Origin of the sequence: Actinoplanes sp. CA-030573, from assembly GCF_050951115.1 — a bacterium.
GTDB lineage: Bacteria > Actinomycetota > Actinomycetes > Mycobacteriales > Micromonosporaceae > Actinoplanes.
Window position 1 is genome coordinate 1573757 of record NZ_CP192038.1, and the last position, 17843, is coordinate 1591599.

A 17843-nucleotide genomic window follows, 5' to 3' on the forward strand; every position below is an offset into this window, starting at 1 on the left:
GGCGTTGCCGCTCGCCGGAAACTCGGTACCGATAGGCTGAATCCCGCGTGTCTGCCGAAGTTAAACGGAGGAATTCGTGACCAGCCCCGTCGAGCGCTCGCTCGTCCTCGTCAAGCCCGATGCGGTGAGCCGCGGTCTGCTCGGCGAGGTCCTCGCCCGTTTCGAGCGTAAGGGCCTGGTCATCGAGGCGCTCGAGATGCGCACGATGGATGCGGCTCTCGCCGACCAGCACTATGCCGACCACGTCGACAAGCCGTTCTACCCGCCGCTGAAGGCGTTCATGACCAGCGGGCCGCTGGTGGCGCTGGTGCTCTCCGGCGACAACGTGATCGAGGTGGTCCGCACCATGATCGGCGCGACCGACGGCCGCAAGGCGGCCGCCGGCACGATCCGCGGCGACTTCTCCCTCTCCAACCGGGAGAACCTGGTGCACGCCTCCGACTCGCCGGAGAGCGCGGCCCGCGAGCTGGCCCTCTGGTTTCCCAAGATCTAGCTAGAGCGTCTCGAGGCTGGCCGACCGGCGGGACTCGGTCTCGAAGATCTTGAGCAGGACGGCGGCGAGAACGGCGTACCCCAGGCCGATCAGCGCTTCCCGGCCAAGGTCACCGGCCGCGGCCGCGAGACCGTGCCCGGCGGCCAGCTCCCGGGCGGCCGCGGCGGCGTGCGTGATCGGCAGGAGCTCGCCGATCCGCACCATCCAGCCGGGCAGCGCCGAGCTCGGCACGTTCACGCCGGTGAGCAGGAGCAGCAGCGCGACCGCGACGTTCGAGATCACCCAGACGTCGCGGAAGCGCAGCCCCAGCGCACCGAGGGTGAGCCCGAAGAAGGCGCAGGCCAGCGACCCGACGGCCATGGCCAGGAGCAGGCCGGGGACGGCGGCGACGGGGATCCGCAGGCCGAGCAGCGCCGCGCCGACGGTCAGCGTGACGACCGCGATCAACAGCCCGTTCCCGGCGTAGGGCAGCGCGCGGCCGAGGAACACCACCGTACGGCTGCGGGGGGAGAGCAGCACGTGCCCCAGCGTCCCGTACCGCCGCTCGTTGCCCACCGCGAGCGTGCCGCCGAAGACGCAGGCCAAGGTGGCACACAGCACCGCGTTCCCGACGATGTAGAAGCGGTCGTCCGCCACACCCAACTGCCTTCCCAGGTACGCGAAGAACAGCAGCTGGAACAGCGGGCCCACCAGCAACGTCCCCACGAAGATCGCCGGCCGGGTCCAGTTGAACAGCGCGCGATAGGCGATCACGCCGCCCACGGTTATCAGTCGCAAGGTCTTCATGCCAGCGCCAGGGTTGCGGCCGCGCGGGCGCGGCGTTCGACGTGGGTGAGCGCGAACGAGCCCGCGACCAGGCAGATCACGCTGATCCCGAGACAGATCGCGACGGACGGCCAGACCGGGCCGCCGGTGGTCGCCTCGCGCAGCGCCCGCGCGCCCCAGGTGGTCGGCAGCGCCGCGGCGATCGGCCCGGTCCAGGCCGGCAGCACGGTGATCGGCACGAGCATGCCGGAGACCAGCCAGATCGGGTATTCGAGGGTGTTGGTCAGCGCGTTGGCGTTGCGCATCAGCACGAAGGTCGAGGCCAGCAGCAGGCCGAACATGCCGAGGGCGACGACGCAGACCACGGCGGCCACGACGAAGGCGGCCGGGTGCACGAAGTCGAGCTCGATGCCGTAGAGCACCCGCCCCCACACGAGCGTGGCCAGCAGCGCGTACGTCCCGGTCAGCCCGGTCGCCACGGTGATCGGCAGGATCACCAGGACCGGCCGCCGCGGCGCCAGCATGATCATTTCGAGGGTGCCCTGCCAGCGCTGGTTCTGGATCGCGCCGCCGGAGCCGAACAGCACCGACGACCAGACGCCCATCAGCCCGGCCCCGACCGCGGCCTCGAGCAGGCGGTGCTGCTCGGCGCCGGCCCGGAACAGGTAGACCGCGAGCGTGGCCTGCACGATCGGCACGACCAGCGCGATCGTCACCTCGAACGGGGAGCGGCTGATCTGCTTGGCGTGGGTGAGCGTGCCCAGCACCAGCATCCGCAGCGTCCTCATGCCGCGTTCACGATCGCGACGTAGGCGTCCTCGAGGGTCGGCTCGCGGCTGTCGACCCGGCCGAGCCGGATGCCGGCCAGCTCGCGCAGGATGTCGCCCTGCACGTCCACGTGCGCGTCCGAGTGGACGGTGAGCAGCTGCAGGGCGCCGCGCTCCTCGATCGCGGTCTCGCGGACCCCGGGCAGGCCGCGCAGGGCCGCCACGGCGGTGTCCGGAACCCCGTACGCCTCGACCTCCACCACCCGCCGTCCGTCCGCGCGCCGCCGCAGTTCGGACGGGGTTCCGAGGGCCTGGATCTCGCCGTCCGCGATCACCGCGATCCGCTCGCACAGCTCGTCGGCCTCGGCCATGTAATGCGTGGTGAGCAGCACGGTGGTGCCGGAAGCGGCGAGATCGGAGACGGTACGCCGGAGCTCGCGCGCCGCCACCGGATCGACCCCGATGGACGGTTCGTCGAGGAACAGCACCTCCGGCCCGTGCAGCAGCCCTCGCGCGATGTGCAGGCGCTGCCGCATGCCGCGCGAATAGCCCTCGACCCGTTCCCGTTCCCGTCCGTCGAGCCCGACCAGCTCGAGCAGCTCGGCGATCCGTCGCTTCTGCTCGCGCGGCGCCACCCCGTACAGCTCGGCGAAGTAGCGCAGATTGTCCAGTGCGGAGAGCCGTTCGTAGAGCCCGCGGTCGCCACCGAACACATAGCCGATCCGCCGGCGTACCTCCCGAGTCTGCTTGACCACGTCGAGGCCGCACACCCGCGCCGTGCCCGAGGTCGGCAGGAGCAGGGTGTTGAGCATCTTGATCGTCGTCGTCTTGCCGGCGCCGTTCGGCCCGAGCAGGCCGAACAGCTCTCCGCGCCGCACCGTGAACGACACGCCGCGCACGGCCTCGACCTCGGTCCTCTTCGGCCGCAGCCAGCCCGTGCGCCCCCGATATGTCCGGCGTAATCCATCAGCCTCGATGGCGTAGTCGCTCCCCATGCCCCGAACGCTAGGGTGCGGCCGCCGTTCTAGGAAACGAATTCGGTCGCGGCCGAATCGTCGCCGAGCAGCCCCACCAGCGCGGTCCCGGCCGGTTCCAGGCCGTAGAGCACCCGGCGCCCGGCCCGGCGCCGGTGGATCACGCCGGCCGCCAGCAACGAGGTCAGGTGCTCGGATACGGTGCTCGGCGCGAGGCCGAGCGCGGTCGCCAGGCTGGTCGTGGTGGCCGGCGTGACCAGCGCCCGCAGCACCGCGGCCCGCCCCCGGCCGACCAGGATCGCCAGCCGGTCGTCGGCGACCGGCGCCGGCATCGAGGCGAGCAGGGCCGACCCGCGCGCCTGGTAGGTGACCATCACGATCTCGGGGTGGTCGGTCGAGCAGAAGAGCGCCCCCCGGGAGAAGATCAGCGGGACCAGAAGCAGCCGCTGGTCGGTCGCCGTGAACGAGTGCTCGAGGGACTTGACCAGGGTGAGCACCGGCCGCTCCCAGACGATGCGCTCGTGCAGCCGGGCCAGCAGCGCGTCGGGCCCGTCGGCGGCCAGCGCCCGGGCCCGCAGCAGCACCTCCTCGTCGAGGGCGGCGCGCATGGCCGGCCAGTGCGGCGCGATCGCCGCGTCCCAGTAGGCGGCCAGGCCGTCGGCCAGCCGGTCGAGCGCGGCGCGGGGGTCGCGGCGGAACGGCTCGAGGGCGGGGTCGGGCGCGTACCGGCGCAGCTGCTCGTCGATGAGCTCGGCCGGTGTCGCGCGCAGCTCGGCCAGTTGCTCGTCGAGCGTGGGCGTCGAGGTCGACGGGATCGGATCGAGGAAATCCGGCATGCTCGACGACGTCTCGAAGTAGAACCGGACCGGCGCGGTGGCGGGGTGGGTCCGGAGGATCTCGCGGGCGCGGACGGCCCATTGGTCGTACGGCCACGGCGCGCCCGCCGGATTGCGGCGCAACAGGAAGAGGCTGCACACGGCCTCGCCGAGCGGACTGATCGCGATCCTGGTGCGGGCCAGCGTCGGTTCATCGATCTCGATCCGGATCACACGGTGAAGTTTAGGGAACGGCCACCTCGGGGCCACGTGCGATCGATAGGCATCAGGGCATGACCTCGATCTCACGACGCAACCTGCTCAAAGCCGGCGCGGTCGGCCTCGCCGGTGGCGCACTGTTCGAAGCACCCGCCTTCTCGAGCGCCGGCGTGCGGCCGCTGCTGACCCACGGGGTGCAGAGCGGCGACGCCACCGCCGGCTCGGCGATCGTCTGGAGTCGCGCCGACCGGCCCTCGCGCCTCTGGGTGCAGGTGAGCCGCCGCCCCGACCTGCGCGGCGGCCGGGTCCTGCGCGGCCCGGTCCTGACCCCGGACACCGACTTCACCGGCAAGGTGCGGCTGCGGGACCTGCCGTCCGACTCCACGATCTATTACCGGGTACGGGCGGAGAGCCTGGACCGGCCCGGCCTGTTCGGCTCGGCGGTGGACGGCTCGCTGACGACCGCGCCGCTGCACCGGAAGGACGTCCGTTTTGTCTGGACGGGCGATGTGGTGGGCCAGGGCTGGGGCATCGATCCGGCGTACGGCGGCCTCAAGCTCTTCGAGTCGATGCGCCGCCGCAAGCCCGACTTCCTGCTGCACTCCGGCGACACCGTGTACGCCGACGGGCCGCTGGCCGAGTCGGTGACGCTGCCCGACGGCCGGCCGTGGCGCAACCTGGTCACCGAGGAGAAGTCGAAGGTCGCCGAGACGCTCAAGGAGTACCGCGGGCAGTACGCGTACAACCTGCTCGACGAGAACTACAAGCGGTTCGCGGCCGAGGTCGCCCAGATCAACCAGTGGGACGACCACGAGGTGCTGAACAACTGGTACCCGGGCGAGATCCTGGACGACGCCCGCTACACCGAGAAGCGGGTCGACGTGCTGGCCGCGCGGGCGCATCAGGCGTACCACGAATGGACGCCGATCCCGGGCGCGACCGGCCCGGTCTACCGCAAGATCTCGCACGGCCCGCTTCTGGATCTCTTCATCCTGGACATGCGCACGTTCAAGGACCCGAACGACGGCAACACGTACGCCGACCCCCGGCGCGGTCTGCTCGGGGAGGCGCAGCGGGAATGGCTGATCCGGGGCCTGCGCGAGTCCCGGGCGACCTGGAAGGTGATCGCCAACGATCTGCCGCTGGGCCTGGTCGTGCCGGACGGGCCAGGCGCGCAGGAGGGCGTCGCCCAGGGTGACAACGGGGCGCCGCTCGGCCGGGAGCTCGAGTTCGCCCAGGTGCTGCGGTCGGCGCACCGGCACGGGGTGACCGGGATCGTCTTCCTGACCGCCGATGTGCACTACACCGCGGCCCAGCACTACGACCCGGCCCGGGCGGCGATCCAGGACTTCACGCCGTTCTGGGAGTTCGTCTCGGGGCCGGCGCACGCCGGGGCGTTCGGGCCGAACACGCTGGACGGGACGTTCGGGCCGCGGACCGCGTTCGTGCACGCGCCGCCGGTCGCGAACGCGTCGCCGGCCGAGGGGTTCCAGCATTTCGGGGAGGTGGCGATCGACGGAGATTCCGGGGATCTGACCGTTCACCTGCGTGATCGGGAGGGCGTGGCGCTCTGGTCGACCACCCTGAAGGCCTGCCGCTAGCAGGCCACCGCGGCCGGTGGCCGGTAGACGCGAACCACTCCCTTGCCGGCGTCCTTCGCCTCGTACAGCGCGGTGTCGGCCTCCCGCAGCAGGGAGTTCAGCGTCGCCCGGCCGCCGGCCTCGTGGACCAGCCCGACGCTGACGCCGACCCGCGGCTCGCCGCCGGCCAGGATCTCCGCGACGATCCGCTCGGCTACCGCGTGGGCCGGCGCGGCGTCGGCCACCACCAGGATCGCGAACTCGTCGCCGCCCAGCCGCGCGACCAGATGCTCGGCCGGCACCGCCCGGCGCAGCGCCTCGGCCACCCGGATCAGCACCTCGTCGCCGGTGGCGTGCCCGTACCTGTCGTTGACCTGCTTGAAGCCGTCGAGGTCGGCGAGCAGCAGCGCGACGCCCTCGCCCGCGGCCAGCGCCTCGGCCGCCCGGGCGTGCAGCAGCTTGCGGTTGGCCAGCCCGGTCAGGTCGTCGTGGGTCGCCTGGTGGGCCAGTTGCCGGCGCTGCTCGGCCACCTCGGCCAAAAGTTGGCCGGCCGTGCGCAGGGCGAGGAACTGCCGGCCCAGCACCAGCGCCGAGACGAGCAGGAGGGCGGCCACCAGCGCGTTGTCGATCTCGCCGCGGCGCTGCAGGACGGCGGCCACCGAGTACGCGATCACGACCGGCAGGTACGGCAGCGCGGCCCGGGCCCCGGTCGGCGCCTCCAGCCACGGCCGGCTGTCCACCGGCATCCGGAACCCGCCGGCGAACAGCAGCAGCACGGTCGCCGCCGCGAACACGCCGGCCATGCTGTGCACCTGCCACGAGCCGCCGTGGAGCGCCACGCCCAGGTAGATCAGGACCGCGCCGGCGAACACCGCGAACGCCCCGGCCAGCGCCGTCACCGCGTTGGTGGCGGACGCCCCGCTGCGGGAGAGCAGGACCACGGCGATCGCGATGCTGACGATGTGCACGGCCGGGATGCCGACCGCGAGCACGCCGGCGGCGTTGCCGAGGACTTCCCACGCCGGGCGCAGCAGCAGCGGCCAGGCCGGCACGAAGAGGGCGGCAGCGACCATGAGGCCGTCCATGCCCAGGCGGAGCCGGACGTTCCCGGCGACCGGCGCCGACGGCCCGGCGAGCAGGACGCCGGGCGCGGTCATCGCGGCGGCGAGGCAGAACCAGTCGCCGACACGGGGCGGCGCCGCGGTCACGCCCCGGATCGCGTCGACGGTGTAGAGGATGCTCCCGATCGCCCACAGGCCGGTGGCCACCGCGGTGAACAGCCAGGCGGCCCGGGCCGGCCCGGCGTTGCCGCGGGCGAGCACGGCGTGCCGGCCGGCCGCGGCCAGGGCCAGCAGCGAGGTGCCGGCGCCGGCCGTGATCACCAGCCATGAGGGGTGGTGTGCCGCGCTCAGCCACGCCTGCAGCAGGGCGCAGACGATCAAGGCGCCGGCGACGGGTTTCACGAGCCCCACGATCGTCTGGCCGGGCGCCGATCTGAGCACTCGGCGGACGGGTATCCTTGGTCCCCGCAGGCGCTGAACCGGCCATCACCGGGGAGCCTCCGGAAGAACGGGTCCGAAGACCTCAGTAGAGCCGGGCGATCGGCACGCGCGACAGCCGATGAATGAGCGGGCGGACCAGCTTCCGCCAAGCGAGGTGGTACCGCGGGCGCCGAAAGCGCTCGTCCTCGCAGTCCACGCGAACGTGAACTGTTTGAGGGGAACCATCGATGGCTTATCCCAAGCACACCGATGCCGACGGCGTACCGGCGAGCCCGGACCTGCCGGCGGTCGAGCGCGCCGTGCTCGAGCACTGGGCCGCCGACAAGACGTTCGAGGCGTCGGTCGAGCAGCGCCCGGCCGGCGAGAACGGCAGCAACGAGTACGTCTTCTACGACGGCCCACCGTTCGCCAACGGGCTGCCGCACTACGGTCACCTGTTCACCGGCTACGTGAAGGACCTGGTGCCGCGCTACCGGACGATGCGGGGCAAGCACGTCGAGCGCCGGTTCGGCTGGGACACCCACGGGCTGCCGGCCGAGGTCGAGGCCGAGAAGCAGCTCGGCATCTCGACCAAGGCGCAGATCGTCGAGCTGGGCATCGACAAGTTCAACGAGGCCTGCCGCGCGTCCGTGCTCGCCTACACCAAGGACTGGGAGCGGTACGTCACCCGGCAGGCCCGCTGGGTCGACTTCGGCAACGACTACAAGACCCTCGACCCCAGCTACATGGAGTCGGTCATGTGGGCGTTCAAGACGCTCCACGACAAGGGCCTGGTCTACGAGGGCTTCCGCGTTCTCGCCTACTGCTACCGGTGCGAGACGCCGCTGTCGAACACCGAGACGCGGATGGACGACGTCTACCGCGACCGGACCGATCCCGCTTTGACGGTGCTTTTCCGGCTGGAATCCGGCGAAGACATCGCGGTCTGGACGACCACTCCGTGGACGCTGCCGTCGAACCTCGCGCTGGCCGTCGGCCCCGACATCGAGTACTCAATCCTGAAAAAAGCGGACCAAACGCTCATCATGGGGGCGTCGCGCGTCGGGGCGTACGCCAAGGAGCTCGACGGCTACGAGCAGGTCGGCACGGTGCGGGGCAGCGAACTGGCCGGCCGCCGGTACACCCCGCTCTTCGACTTCCTGGTCGATCAGGCCGGCCCGAACGCCTTCCAGGTCCTGGCCGCGGACTACGTCAGCGACGAGGACGGCACCGGCGTCGTCCACCAGGCCCCGGCCTTCGGCGAGGACGACCAGAACGTCTGCAACGCGGCCGGCATCCCGACGATCGTGACGGTGGACGACCACACCCGGTTCACCGCGCTCGTCCCGCCGTGGCAGGGCGTGCAGGTCTTCGACGCCAACAAGCCGGTCATCGCTCTCCTGAAAGAAAATCAAAAAGTGCTCCGGCACGAGGGCTACACCCACTCGTACCCGCACTGCTGGCGCTGCGACACCCCGCTGGTCTACAAGGCGGTCTCGAGCTGGTTCGTCGCGGTCACCAAGTTCCGCGACCGGATGGTCGAGCTCAACCAGGAGATCACCTGGACGCCCGCGCACATCAAGGACGGCTCGTTCGGCAAGTGGCTGGCCAACGCCCGTGACTGGTCGATCTCCCGCAACCGGTTCTGGGGCTCGCCGATCCCGGTCTGGAAGTCCGACGACCCGAACTACCCGCGGGTCGACGTCTACGGCTCGTTCGAGGAGCTGCAACGGGACTTCGGCGTCGAGATCAAGGACCTCCATCGGCCGTACGTCGATGAGCTGACCCGCCCGAACCCGGACGACCCGACCGGCCGCTCGACCATGCGCCGGGTGCCGGAGGTGCTCGACTGCTGGTTCGAGTCGGGGTCGATGCCGTTCGCCCAGGTGCACTACCCGTTCGAGAACAAGGACTGGTTCGAGCACCACTACCCGGGCGACTTCATCGTCGAGTACATCGGCCAGACCCGCGGCTGGTTCTACACCATGCACGTGCTGGCCACGGCCCTGTTCGACCGGCCGGCGTTCCGGAACTGCCTGAGCCACGGCATCCTGCTCGGCGAGGACGGCCGGAAGATGTCGAAGTCGCTGCGCAACTATCCGGACGTCTACCGGGTCTTCGACACGTACGGCTCGGACGCCATGCGCTGGATGCTGATGTCCTCGCCGGTGCTGCGGGGCGGGGACATGCCGGTCACCGAGGTGGCGATCCGGGACTCCGTACGCCAGGTGCTGCTCCCGCTCTGGAACGTCTATTACTTCTTCACCCTGTACGCCAACGCTTCGTCCTATGAAGCGAAACTCCGGACAGATTCCCCGCACCTGCTCGACCGTTACCTCCTCGCCAAGACCGGCGAGCTGGTCACCACCGTCCAGGGTCACCTGGACGAATACGACATCTCCGGAGCGGCGCAGGACATCCGGTCGTACCTGGACGCGCTCACCAACTGGTACGTCCGGCGATCCCGGGACCGCTTCTGGGCCGGCGACCACGACGCGTTCGACACCCTGGCCACGGTCCTCGAGACGCTGACCCGGGTGGTGGCGCCGCTTGCGCCGCTCACCGCCGAGGAGGTCTGGCGCGGGCTGACCGGCGGCCGGTCGGTGCACCTGACCGACTGGCCGGACGCGGCCACCTTCCCGGCCGACCACGCGCTGGTCGCCGAGATGGACGCGATCCGGGACGTGGCCTCGGCCGCGCTGTCCCTGCGCAAGGCCCGGGCACTGCGGGTGCGGCTGCCGCTGGCCCGGCTGACCGTGGCCGCCGCCGACGCGAGCACCCTGGCGGGCCTCGGCGACCTGCTGGCCGACGAGGTGAACGTCAAGGATGTGATCTTCACCGACGACGTCGCCGCGTACTGCGAGCAGGTCTTGACCGTGGTGCCCCGCGCCCTCGGCCCGCGGGTCGGCAAGCAGGTGCAGCAGGTCATCCAGGCGGTGAAGAAGGGCGACTGGCAGCTGGTCGACGGCGCGCCGGTCGCGGCCGGCGTCACTCTTCAGGAGGGTGAGTACGAGCTCAAGCTGGTCGCCGCCGACGTGGCCAACTCGGCGCCGCTCCCGGCCGGGGCCGGCGTGGTCGTGCTGGACACGGTGGTCACGCCCGAGCTGCTGGCCGAGGGCCTGGCCCGGGACGTGATCCGGGTGGTCCAGCAGGCCCGCCGGGACGCCGGCCTGGACGTCTCCGACCGGATCACGCTGACCGTCTCGGCGACCGACGCGGTGCGCCACGCGGTCGAGGCCCACCGGGAGTTCGTGGCCGGCGAGACGCTCGCGACCACTGTCGGTTTCGTGCCGGCCGGGGCGCAGGGCTTCGCCGGCGAGGTCGGCGACGGCGAGGAGATCACGGTCGCCGTGGAGCGCGTCAGCCGGTGAATCTGCCGGCCCGGCCCGGACATTTGCCGCCTGTGCGGTGAATGTCCGGCCGGGTCGGCAACTTCGTCGGGGACTTCCGGGGTGCGGTCCGATAACCTCACACCACCCCCACTATCCGCACGACCCGAGGACCCCAGTTGCCCCTGCTCTACTCCATCGGCAAGGTCACCGTCGGCAACGCGCTCATGCTCGGCTGGCGGCCCCGCGTCGAGGGTCTCGACAACGTGCCGCGCACCGGCGGCGCGATCTTCGCGGGCAACCACCTGTCGGTCGCCGACGAGCTGTTCCTCGGTGCGGTCGTTCCCCGCCACCTCGCCTTCTGGGCCAAGTCGGACTACTTCGACGGCACCGGCCTCAGCGGCTGGTTCACCCGCAACCTGCTCAACGGACTGGGCGCCATCCGGGTTCAACGGGCCGGCGGCCGCGACGCCCTCGCCGCCTTCGACGGCGCGATCCCGGTGCTCAAGGCGGGCGACATGGTCGTGGTCTACCCCGAGGGCACGCGCTCTCCCGACGGGCGTCTCTACCGGGGGCGTACGGGCGTGGCGCGTCTCGCCGTCGCCGCCGGTGTCCCGATCATCCCGGTCGGCATGCTCGGCACCGAGAAGGTCCAGCCGATCGGCCAGCCGTATCCGATGCCGTTCCGCGGCAAGATCACCGTTCGGTTCGGCAAGCCGATCGACGTGACCGGCCGCGCCGACGACCGCACCTCGCTGCGCGCCCTCACCGACGAGGTGATGGCCGAGATCCAGAAGCTGACCGGCCAGGAGTACGTGCCGCGCTACGCCCCGGCCAAGAAGCCGCCGGCCGAGGGCCAGGGCTAGCCGGCGCTAGGGCGCCCGCGAGCCCCGCGCCTCCTCCTGCTCGACGACCGCGTCCCGGTCGCCGAGCCGGGCGAGCCCGCGCACGGCCTGCCGCATCCGGTGGTTGCCGGCCAGCCGCTGCTCGTTGCGGGCCAGGAACGACCAGTAGCCGGCGGTGTACGGGCACGCGTCGTCGCCGAGCCGGGCCTTCGGGTCGTAGCGGCAGCCACGGCAGTAGTCGCTCATCCGGTTGACGTAGGCGCCGCCCGCCGCGTACGGCTTGGTGCTCATCCGGCCGCCGTCGGCGTACTGGCTCATGCCGATGACGTTGGCCGTCATCACCCACTCGTAGCCGTCGACGAAGCAGCGGTGGAACCAGTCGGCCACCGCCGCCGGGCGCCAGCCGCGCTGGAGGGCGTAGTTGCCGAGCACCATGAGCCGCGGGATGTGGTGCACCCAGCCGCGGTCGCGCACCCCGGCCAGCACGTCGGACAGGCAGCGGGCCTCCACCGCGCCGGCGTCCAGCCGGGCGAACCAGGCCGGCAGCTCACTGCGCGCGTGCAGCTCGTTGTCGCGCCGGTAGGACGGCTCGAAGTACCAGTACAGGTGCCAGATGTAGTCGCGCCAGCCCATGACCTGCCGGACGAAGCCCTCGACGCTCGGCAGCGGCGCGTCGCCGGCCCGGTACGCCGCCTCGGCCGCCTCGATCACCTCGACCGGGTCGAGCAGGCCCAGGTTCATCGACGCGCTGAGCATGCTGTGGGCCAGGAACGGGTCGCCGGCCAGCATCGCGTCCTCGTGCGGCCCGAAGGCCGGCAGCCGGTGCGCGACGAAGTGGCGCAACCGGGTCAGCGCCTCCTCCCGGGTCACCGGGAAGAGCCGGGGGCCGTCGTTCCCGACGAACTCGATGCCGTCCTCGCGCTCCCAGCGATCGAGCTCCCGGCGTACGTCCTGGTCGATCTGGTCCTCGACGATCGCCGGCGGAAGGGCCACGCCCAGCGTTCGCGCGCCCTTCGGCGGCGGCTCCCGGTTCTCCGCGTCCAGGTTCCACCGGCCGCCGGCCGGCTCGTCGCCGTCCATCAGCACGCCATGCAGCCGGCGCGCGTGCCGGTAGAAGTCCTCCTGGCGCAGGTCGTGCCGGCCGTCCGCCCACGCCACGAACTCGGCGGGGGAGGTGACGAAGCCGCGCGGCGGCAGCACCTCCACGTTCGGCAGGCGCCGGACCAGGCCCCGGGCGGCGCGCGAGGTCGGATGGCAGACCGTCACCGCGCCGGTCACCGCCTCCGCGTACGTCTCCGCCCGCACCAGCCGCACCCGGTCGTCGAGCGCGCGATGCCGCAGCGCCGAGAGGATGAGGTGGGCCTTCTGCCGGTGGAAGACCCGGCGGCGGAACACCGCCTTCGACTCCACCAGCAGCACCTCCTGGTCCGGCTGGTCGAGGAAGTGCGGTCCGAGCTGATCGGCGAAGAGCCAGCGGGTCATAGGGCAGTTCTACCCGTCAGCCGGGAGTCAGCACCGCGCTTCGGAGGCGGCCCACCAGTTCGGCGCTGTCCTCGATCGAGCGGCGGGTCAGCAGGACCGTGGCCATGCTGCCGTGGTCGGCCCAGGCGCAGACCACGACCGAGGTGCCGTCGGCGCGTCCGATGCCGCAGCTCTCGTGGGCGCCGGTCTCGCCGAGGCTGAACGAGCGCACCTGGTCCAGCCCGAAGTCGTCGCTCAGCCGGTCGAGCTGGGCGCGGACGTCACTCTTGGGGGTGAATCGGAAGCCGGTGATGCCGAAGACGGTGACCCGCTTGCCGCGGCTGTCGCCGTAGACCCCGGCGAACGGGCTGCCGTCCTTGGCGTCGGCCGACCGGAGCTCCTCGGCCAGCCGGTCGGCGGCGCGCTTGCTGGCGCTGTCGTCGCGCAGGCTGAGGTCGGAGAAGTCGGTCGGCAGGTCGGCGGTGACCGGATATTGCCGGGCCGCCGGGAACTGGAGGTAGGCGAACGGGCCGCCGCAACAGCACAGCACGCCCAGCGCGGCGATCAGGAAGAGGCGGCCGCGGCGGCGCTTGCGGCGCGGCGGCGGGAGCGGGCGCTGCGGCTGCGGCGGTCCGGCCCACGGCGGCCGCGGTGGCAGCGGCGGGCGGGTCTGCACCGGCAGCCGGTTAGCTGGGGGAAGTGCGCGGAGGGCCTTCTCGCGGGCCTTGCGCTCGCGGCGGCTGAGCTTGGGCGGCTTCCGGTACGGCGGGGGACCGCTCGCGACCGGCGGCGGCGCGGGCGGCCGCTGGTAGGCGGGCGGCGGCGCGGCCGGCCGCTGGTACGCGGGCGGTGGCGCGGCCGGCTTCATCGCCGCCGGGTTGGCGGCGGCCGGGTTGGTCGCGGCCGGCTTCATCGCGGGCGGCGGTGGCGCCGCGGCCGCCGGAGGCGCGGGTGGGGCCGGCGCGGGTGGCTCGACCTTGGTCGGTGCCGGTGCCTCGATCTTCGTCGGCGGCAACGGCACCTCGGGCACGGCCGGGAAGGGATCGATCGGCGTGTCGTGCCCGGCCCACGGGTCGACCGCCGGGATCGCGGCCCGCTCGTCCTCCTCCTCGCCGGCCAGGGGCCGCCGCCGGGTCCACCGCGACTTCTTCGGCGCCGGCGGCGGCACGGCCGCCGAGCCGCTCCAGCGCGCCGGGGCGTCCACGGTCGACGGCTCGCCGCCGCCCTCGACCCGGGTCGGATCACGCTCGGGCGCCGGGCGAGTCTCGTCCGACTCCTGATCGGTCATCCGCTTCTTCTCTCCCTCGCTCGTCTTCCGCCAGGTTAGAAGCGGTACGCCAGCCTGCCGAACGGCGCGGACCGGACGGCGAACATGAATGACGGACAGACTGGGCGATGTGCGAAACGGATCGGAGCCGTATGGTTACCGAGACATGAGGACGACGCAGAGAAACGCCGTGACGTTGGCCGGGAACGATCTCGGGCAGCCGATGATGTTCGCTCACGGGTACGGGTGCGACCAGAACATGTGGCGCTTCATCGTGCCCGCGTTCCAGGACGACTACCGCGTTGTCCTGTTCGACCATGTCGGAAACGGTAAGTCCGACTTGTCGGCCTACGACGACGCCAAGTACGCCACGCTGGACGGCTACGCCGACGACGTCCTCGAGATCCTGCACGAGCACGACATGTGGGACGTGGTCTTCGTGGGGCACTCGGTGAGCGCGATGATCGGCGTCCTGGCCGCGAACAAGGAGCCCGAGCGCTTCGCGAAGCTGGTCCTCATCGGTCCGTCGCCGCGGTACATGGACGCGCCGGCCGAAGGCTACCGCGGCGGGTTCACCCCCGAGGACCTCGAGTCCCTGCTGGACTCGCTCGACGCCAACTATCTCGGCTGGTCCAGCCAGATGGCGCCGGTCATCATGGGCAACCCCGACCGGCCCGAGCTGGGCGAGGAGCTGACCAACAGCTTCTGCCGCACCGACCCCGAGATCTCCAAGAAATTCGCCCGCGCCTCGTTCCTGTCCGACAACCGCGACGACCTGCTGAAGCTGCGGACGCCGTCGCTGATCCTGCAATGCTCCGATGACGTGATCGCGCCGCCGTTCGTCGGTGACTATGTTCATAAGCACACGGCGGGCAGCACCCTCGTGCAGATGAACGCGACCGGCCACTGCCCCAACCTCAGTGCGCCGGATGAGACGATCGACGCGATGAAGGCCTGGTTGTAGAGCGGACCCGTGAGTGACTCAGGTGGGCCGGACGTGACGCAGGAGTTGCGGCTGCCCTGGGATGACGACCCGGAATACCTGTACGAGCACGCGCCGTGCGGGTATCTGACGACGCTTCCCGACGGCACCATCGTCAAGGTCAATCAGACATTCCTGAGCTGGACCGGTTTCCAGCGCGGTGACCTGGTCGGGCACCGGCGCTTCCGCGACCTGCTCAGCGCCGGTGGGCAGATCTACCACGAGACCCACTACGCGCCGCTGCTGCGGATGCAGGACGAGGTGCACGAGCTCGCCCTCGACGTGGTCTGCGCGGACGGGCGCACCCTGCCCACCCTGGTCAACTCGGTGCTGGCCCGCGGTCCGGCGCAGGAGCCGCGGGCCATCCGCACGATGGTCTTCAACGCGACCGAGCGGCGGGGATACGAGAAGGAGCTGCTGTACGCACGAAAGCGTGCCGAGGACTCCGAACGACGCGTGCGGGTGCTCCAGCAGATCGTGGCCGACCTGGCGGCGGCGCCCACCGAGGCCGAGGTCGCCGAGGCCGTCGTTCGCGCGCCCGAGCCCGCCTTCGGCGCCGCCAGCAGCAGCATCTACCTGGTCGACGCCGAGCGGGACACGATCGTCGCGGTCGCCTCGACCGACCCGACCACCGGCAACTGGGACGACATGCCCCGATCCTCGCCGCGAGCGGTGGCCCGGGTGGCCGAGCGCGGCGACTTGCATGTGGTCGGCTCGCTCACCGAGGCCAAGGAGCACTTCCCCGACCTGGTCGAGAGCATGCGCAAGTCGGGCCGCAACACGGTGGTGCTCCTGCCGCTGACCACCGGGCCGTCCGACGAGAACGCGACCGCCGAGACACTGGGCGTGCTGGCGTTCAGCTTCACCGGCGAGCGCAGCCTCTCGGCCGCCGAGCTGCGCGTCGTCCGCCTGCTCGGCCAGCAGGCGGGCCAGGCCCTCGACCGCGCCCGCCTCTACGACGACGCCCGCCGCCGCGAGGAGCAGGCCACCTTCCTGGCCGAGACCACCCGGGCGCTCGACGAGCTGCCCCGGCTGCTGCCCCGGGCCCGCCGCCTGGTCGACCGCATGGTGCCGGAGGTCGCCGACTGGGCGTCGGTCCGGCTCTCGGTCGGCCCGACCGGCCTGCTCGAGGAGGCCGGCGGGCCGCCGCCGGACCCCGACCTGCTGGCCGAGGCGATGGCCCGGGCCACCGCCGCCGCGGCGCCGGTCTTCCCGGCCGACGACGACAAGGTCGCGTTCGTGGTGCTGCCGCTGACCGCCCGCGGCCGGGTGCTCGGCACGCTCTCGCTGCGGATGGTGCACGACGCCCGGGGGCCGGCGGCCGAGCGCGCGTTCCTCACCGAGCTGGCCGACCGCTCCGGGCTCGCCCTCGAGAACGCGCGGCTCTACGAGCAGGAGCGGCAGATCGCCCGTACGCTCCAGCGCAGCCTGCTCGCCGCCGACCTGCCCGGCGGCGACGCCCGGTTCTCGGTCGAGACCCACTACCAGGCGGCCGGACAGGACCTCGAGGTCGGCGGCGACTGGTACGACGCGTTCCTCATCCACGCCGACAAGCTGGCCGTGGTCGTCGGGGACGTGGTCGGCCGGGGCATCGACGCGGCCACCACGATGGGTCAGCTGCGCAGCGCGATCCGGGCGCTGGCCGACACCGAGGCCGGCCCGGCCCGGCTGCTCGAGGGGCTCGACCGGTTCGTCGACCGGGTCGAGACCGCGCGCATGGCGACCGTCGCCTACGTCGAGGTCGACCTGGCCGCCGGCGAGGCCGTCTACGCCTGTGCCGGGCACCTGCCGCCGCTGCTGCAGGAGCCGGCCGGCTCGCCCGAGTTCCTCCTGCAGGGCCGCTCGGCGGCGCTCGGCTCCCGGGCCGGCGACACCCGGCGCACCGAGCACCGCCGCCGCCTGCCGGCCGGAAGCCGGCTGCTGCTCTACACCGACGGTCTCATCGAGCGGCGTACGCGCCCGATCGACAAGGGCTTCGAGATCCTGGCCCGGGAGTTCGCCCGCCGCCGGGACGCGCCGCTGCCCGGCCTGACCGCGGGCCTGGCCGACATGATGGTCGGCCGCGACCACCCCGACGACGTATGCCTGCTGTGCCTGACGCTCGGCACCGAGGAGCGCATCGAGCGCACGATCAGCGCCGACCGCATGCAGATCGCCCTGCTCCGGGCCGACCTGCGCGGCTGGCTGGCCTCGCACGGCGTCGAGCCGGAGACCCGGGACTCGGTGCTGCTGGCCTGCTCGGAGGCGGTGGCCAACGCGATCGAGCACGGTTACCGGGACGACCCGTTCGGCATGATCGACGTGGCCGCCACGGTGACCGCCGACGCCGTCGAGGTGCGGGTCACCGACCACGGCACCTGGCGCGGTGCGGTCACCGACGTCGCCCGCGGCCGGGGACTCCAGCTGATCCGCGAGTCGATGGACCAGGTGCTCTTCGACCGCAGCGACGGCACCACGGTGACCATGCGCCGAGCCCGGGAGGCGGAGTGACCGATCAATGGGTGAGCTTTGCCAAGCTCGGCGACGCCGAGGTGATCAGCCTGACCGGCGAGATCGACCTGGCCAACTCGGGCGAGATCGGCAAGGCGATCGTGAGCCGGATCCAGGAGGCGGGGAAGGTGCTGATCGACCTGACCACCGTCTCGTTCCTGGACAGCGCCGGCGTACGGCTGCTGGATGCCCTGGTCGGTGACCTCGAATCGCACGGCAAGACCACCCGGCTGGTGGTCGGCGAGCACGGCGCGGCCCGGATGACCCTGCAACTGTGCGCCTTCCGCGAGGACGTCCTGACCACCGATCTCGACCGGGCCGCGGCCGAGCTGGAGAGCTGAACTAGCCCGCGGCGGAAAACCCCAGAACAAAATC

The 17843-nt window shown here is 71.9% G+C and carries 14 protein-coding genes; 7 read left to right on the forward strand and 7 right to left on the reverse strand.

All coding sequences use genetic code 11. The features are described 5' to 3' along the window. The first annotated feature begins 76 nt into the window (after window positions 1–76). Complete coding sequence (ndk, locus tag ACQP2F_RS07300) at window positions 77–493, forward strand: nucleoside-diphosphate kinase (RefSeq protein WP_433301845.1); 417 nt, start codon at window positions 77–79, stop codon at window positions 491–493. Here the strand turns inward: ndk and ACQP2F_RS07305 are convergent, their stop codons facing one another. Genes ACQP2F_RS07305 through ACQP2F_RS07320 form a run of 4 tightly spaced genes read right to left on the reverse strand, consistent with a single transcriptional unit; the run spans window position 494 to window position 4048 of the window. Beyond that, complete coding sequence (locus ACQP2F_RS07305) at window positions 494–1279, reverse strand: ABC transporter permease (protein WP_433301847.1); 786 nt, start codon at window positions 1277–1279, stop codon at window positions 494–496. Beyond that, on the reverse strand, window positions 1276–2046 hold the full coding sequence (locus ACQP2F_RS07310; RefSeq protein ID WP_433301849.1) for an ABC transporter permease: 771 nt from the start codon (window positions 2044–2046) through the stop codon (window positions 1276–1278). The genes ACQP2F_RS07305 and ACQP2F_RS07310 overlap by 4 nt, the downstream gene beginning before the upstream one ends. Then, window positions 2043–3020, reverse strand: coding sequence for an ATP-binding cassette domain-containing protein (locus ACQP2F_RS07315; protein ID WP_433301851.1), 978 nt, complete (start codon window positions 3018–3020; stop codon window positions 2043–2045). The genes ACQP2F_RS07310 and ACQP2F_RS07315 overlap by 4 nt, the downstream gene beginning before the upstream one ends. Before the next feature lie 29 nt (window positions 3021–3049). Next, entirely contained in the window at window positions 3050–4048 is a 999-nt protein-coding gene (locus ACQP2F_RS07320) for an ArsR/SmtB family transcription factor (RefSeq protein ID WP_433301853.1), read from the reverse strand. Window positions 4049–4107: 59 nt separating this feature from the next. On the opposite strand from ACQP2F_RS07320, the gene ACQP2F_RS07325 reads away from it, so the two are divergent. Further along, window positions 4108–5634, forward strand: coding sequence for an alkaline phosphatase D family protein (locus tag ACQP2F_RS07325; RefSeq protein ID WP_433301855.1), 1527 nt, complete (start codon window positions 4108–4110; stop codon window positions 5632–5634). Here the strand turns inward: ACQP2F_RS07325 and ACQP2F_RS07330 are convergent. Next, window positions 5631–7076, reverse strand: a complete 1446-nt coding sequence (locus ACQP2F_RS07330) for a diguanylate cyclase domain-containing protein (RefSeq protein ID WP_433301857.1) — start codon at window positions 7074–7076, stop codon at window positions 5631–5633. The genes ACQP2F_RS07325 and ACQP2F_RS07330 overlap by 4 nt on opposite strands. Window positions 7077–7342: 266 nt before the next feature. Between ACQP2F_RS07330 and ileS the strand changes: the two genes are divergently transcribed. Together ileS and ACQP2F_RS07340 are read left to right on the forward strand one after the other, a co-directional pair. After that, window positions 7343–10465 carry an isoleucine--tRNA ligase gene (ileS, locus tag ACQP2F_RS07335; protein WP_433301859.1) on the forward strand — a complete coding sequence of 1041 codons (3123 nt, stop codon included), beginning with the start codon at window positions 7343–7345 and terminating at the stop codon, window positions 10463–10465. Between the two features lie 137 nt (window positions 10466–10602). After that, window positions 10603–11289 carry a lysophospholipid acyltransferase family protein gene (locus ACQP2F_RS07340; protein ID WP_433301861.1) on the forward strand — a complete coding sequence of 229 codons (687 nt, stop codon included), beginning with the start codon at window positions 10603–10605 and terminating at the stop codon, window positions 11287–11289. 6 nt (window positions 11290–11295) lie between these two features. Here the strand turns inward: ACQP2F_RS07340 and ACQP2F_RS07345 are convergent, their stop codons facing one another. Both ACQP2F_RS07345 and ACQP2F_RS07350 read right to left on the reverse strand, forming a co-directional pair. Further along, window positions 11296–12750: a cryptochrome/photolyase family protein gene (locus ACQP2F_RS07345; protein WP_433301863.1), complete on the reverse strand. Its 1455-nt coding sequence runs from the start codon at window positions 12748–12750 to the stop codon at window positions 11296–11298. 16 nt (window positions 12751–12766) lie between these two features. Next, window positions 12767–14017 carry a hypothetical protein gene (locus ACQP2F_RS07350; protein WP_433301865.1) on the reverse strand — a complete coding sequence of 417 codons (1251 nt, stop codon included), beginning with the start codon at window positions 14015–14017 and terminating at the stop codon, window positions 12767–12769. A gap of 145 nt (window positions 14018–14162) precedes the next feature. Here ACQP2F_RS07350 and ACQP2F_RS07355 point away from each other — a divergent pair, with 145 nt between their 5' ends. Genes ACQP2F_RS07355 through ACQP2F_RS07365 form a run of 3 tightly spaced genes read left to right on the forward strand, consistent with a single transcriptional unit; the run spans window position 14163 to window position 17809 of the window. Continuing rightward, on the forward strand, window positions 14163–14960 hold the full coding sequence (locus tag ACQP2F_RS07355) for an alpha/beta fold hydrolase (protein WP_433301866.1): 798 nt from the start codon (window positions 14163–14165) through the stop codon (window positions 14958–14960). Between the two features lie 9 nt (window positions 14961–14969). Continuing rightward, complete coding sequence (locus ACQP2F_RS07360; RefSeq protein ID WP_433301868.1) at window positions 14970–17468, forward strand: SpoIIE family protein phosphatase; 2499 nt, start codon at window positions 14970–14972, stop codon at window positions 17466–17468. Then, on the forward strand, window positions 17465–17809 hold the full coding sequence (locus ACQP2F_RS07365; RefSeq protein WP_433301870.1) for an STAS domain-containing protein: 345 nt from the start codon (window positions 17465–17467) through the stop codon (window positions 17807–17809). Before ACQP2F_RS07360 ends, ACQP2F_RS07365 begins: the two co-directional genes overlap by 4 nt. Window positions 17810–17843: the final 34 nt, after the last annotated feature.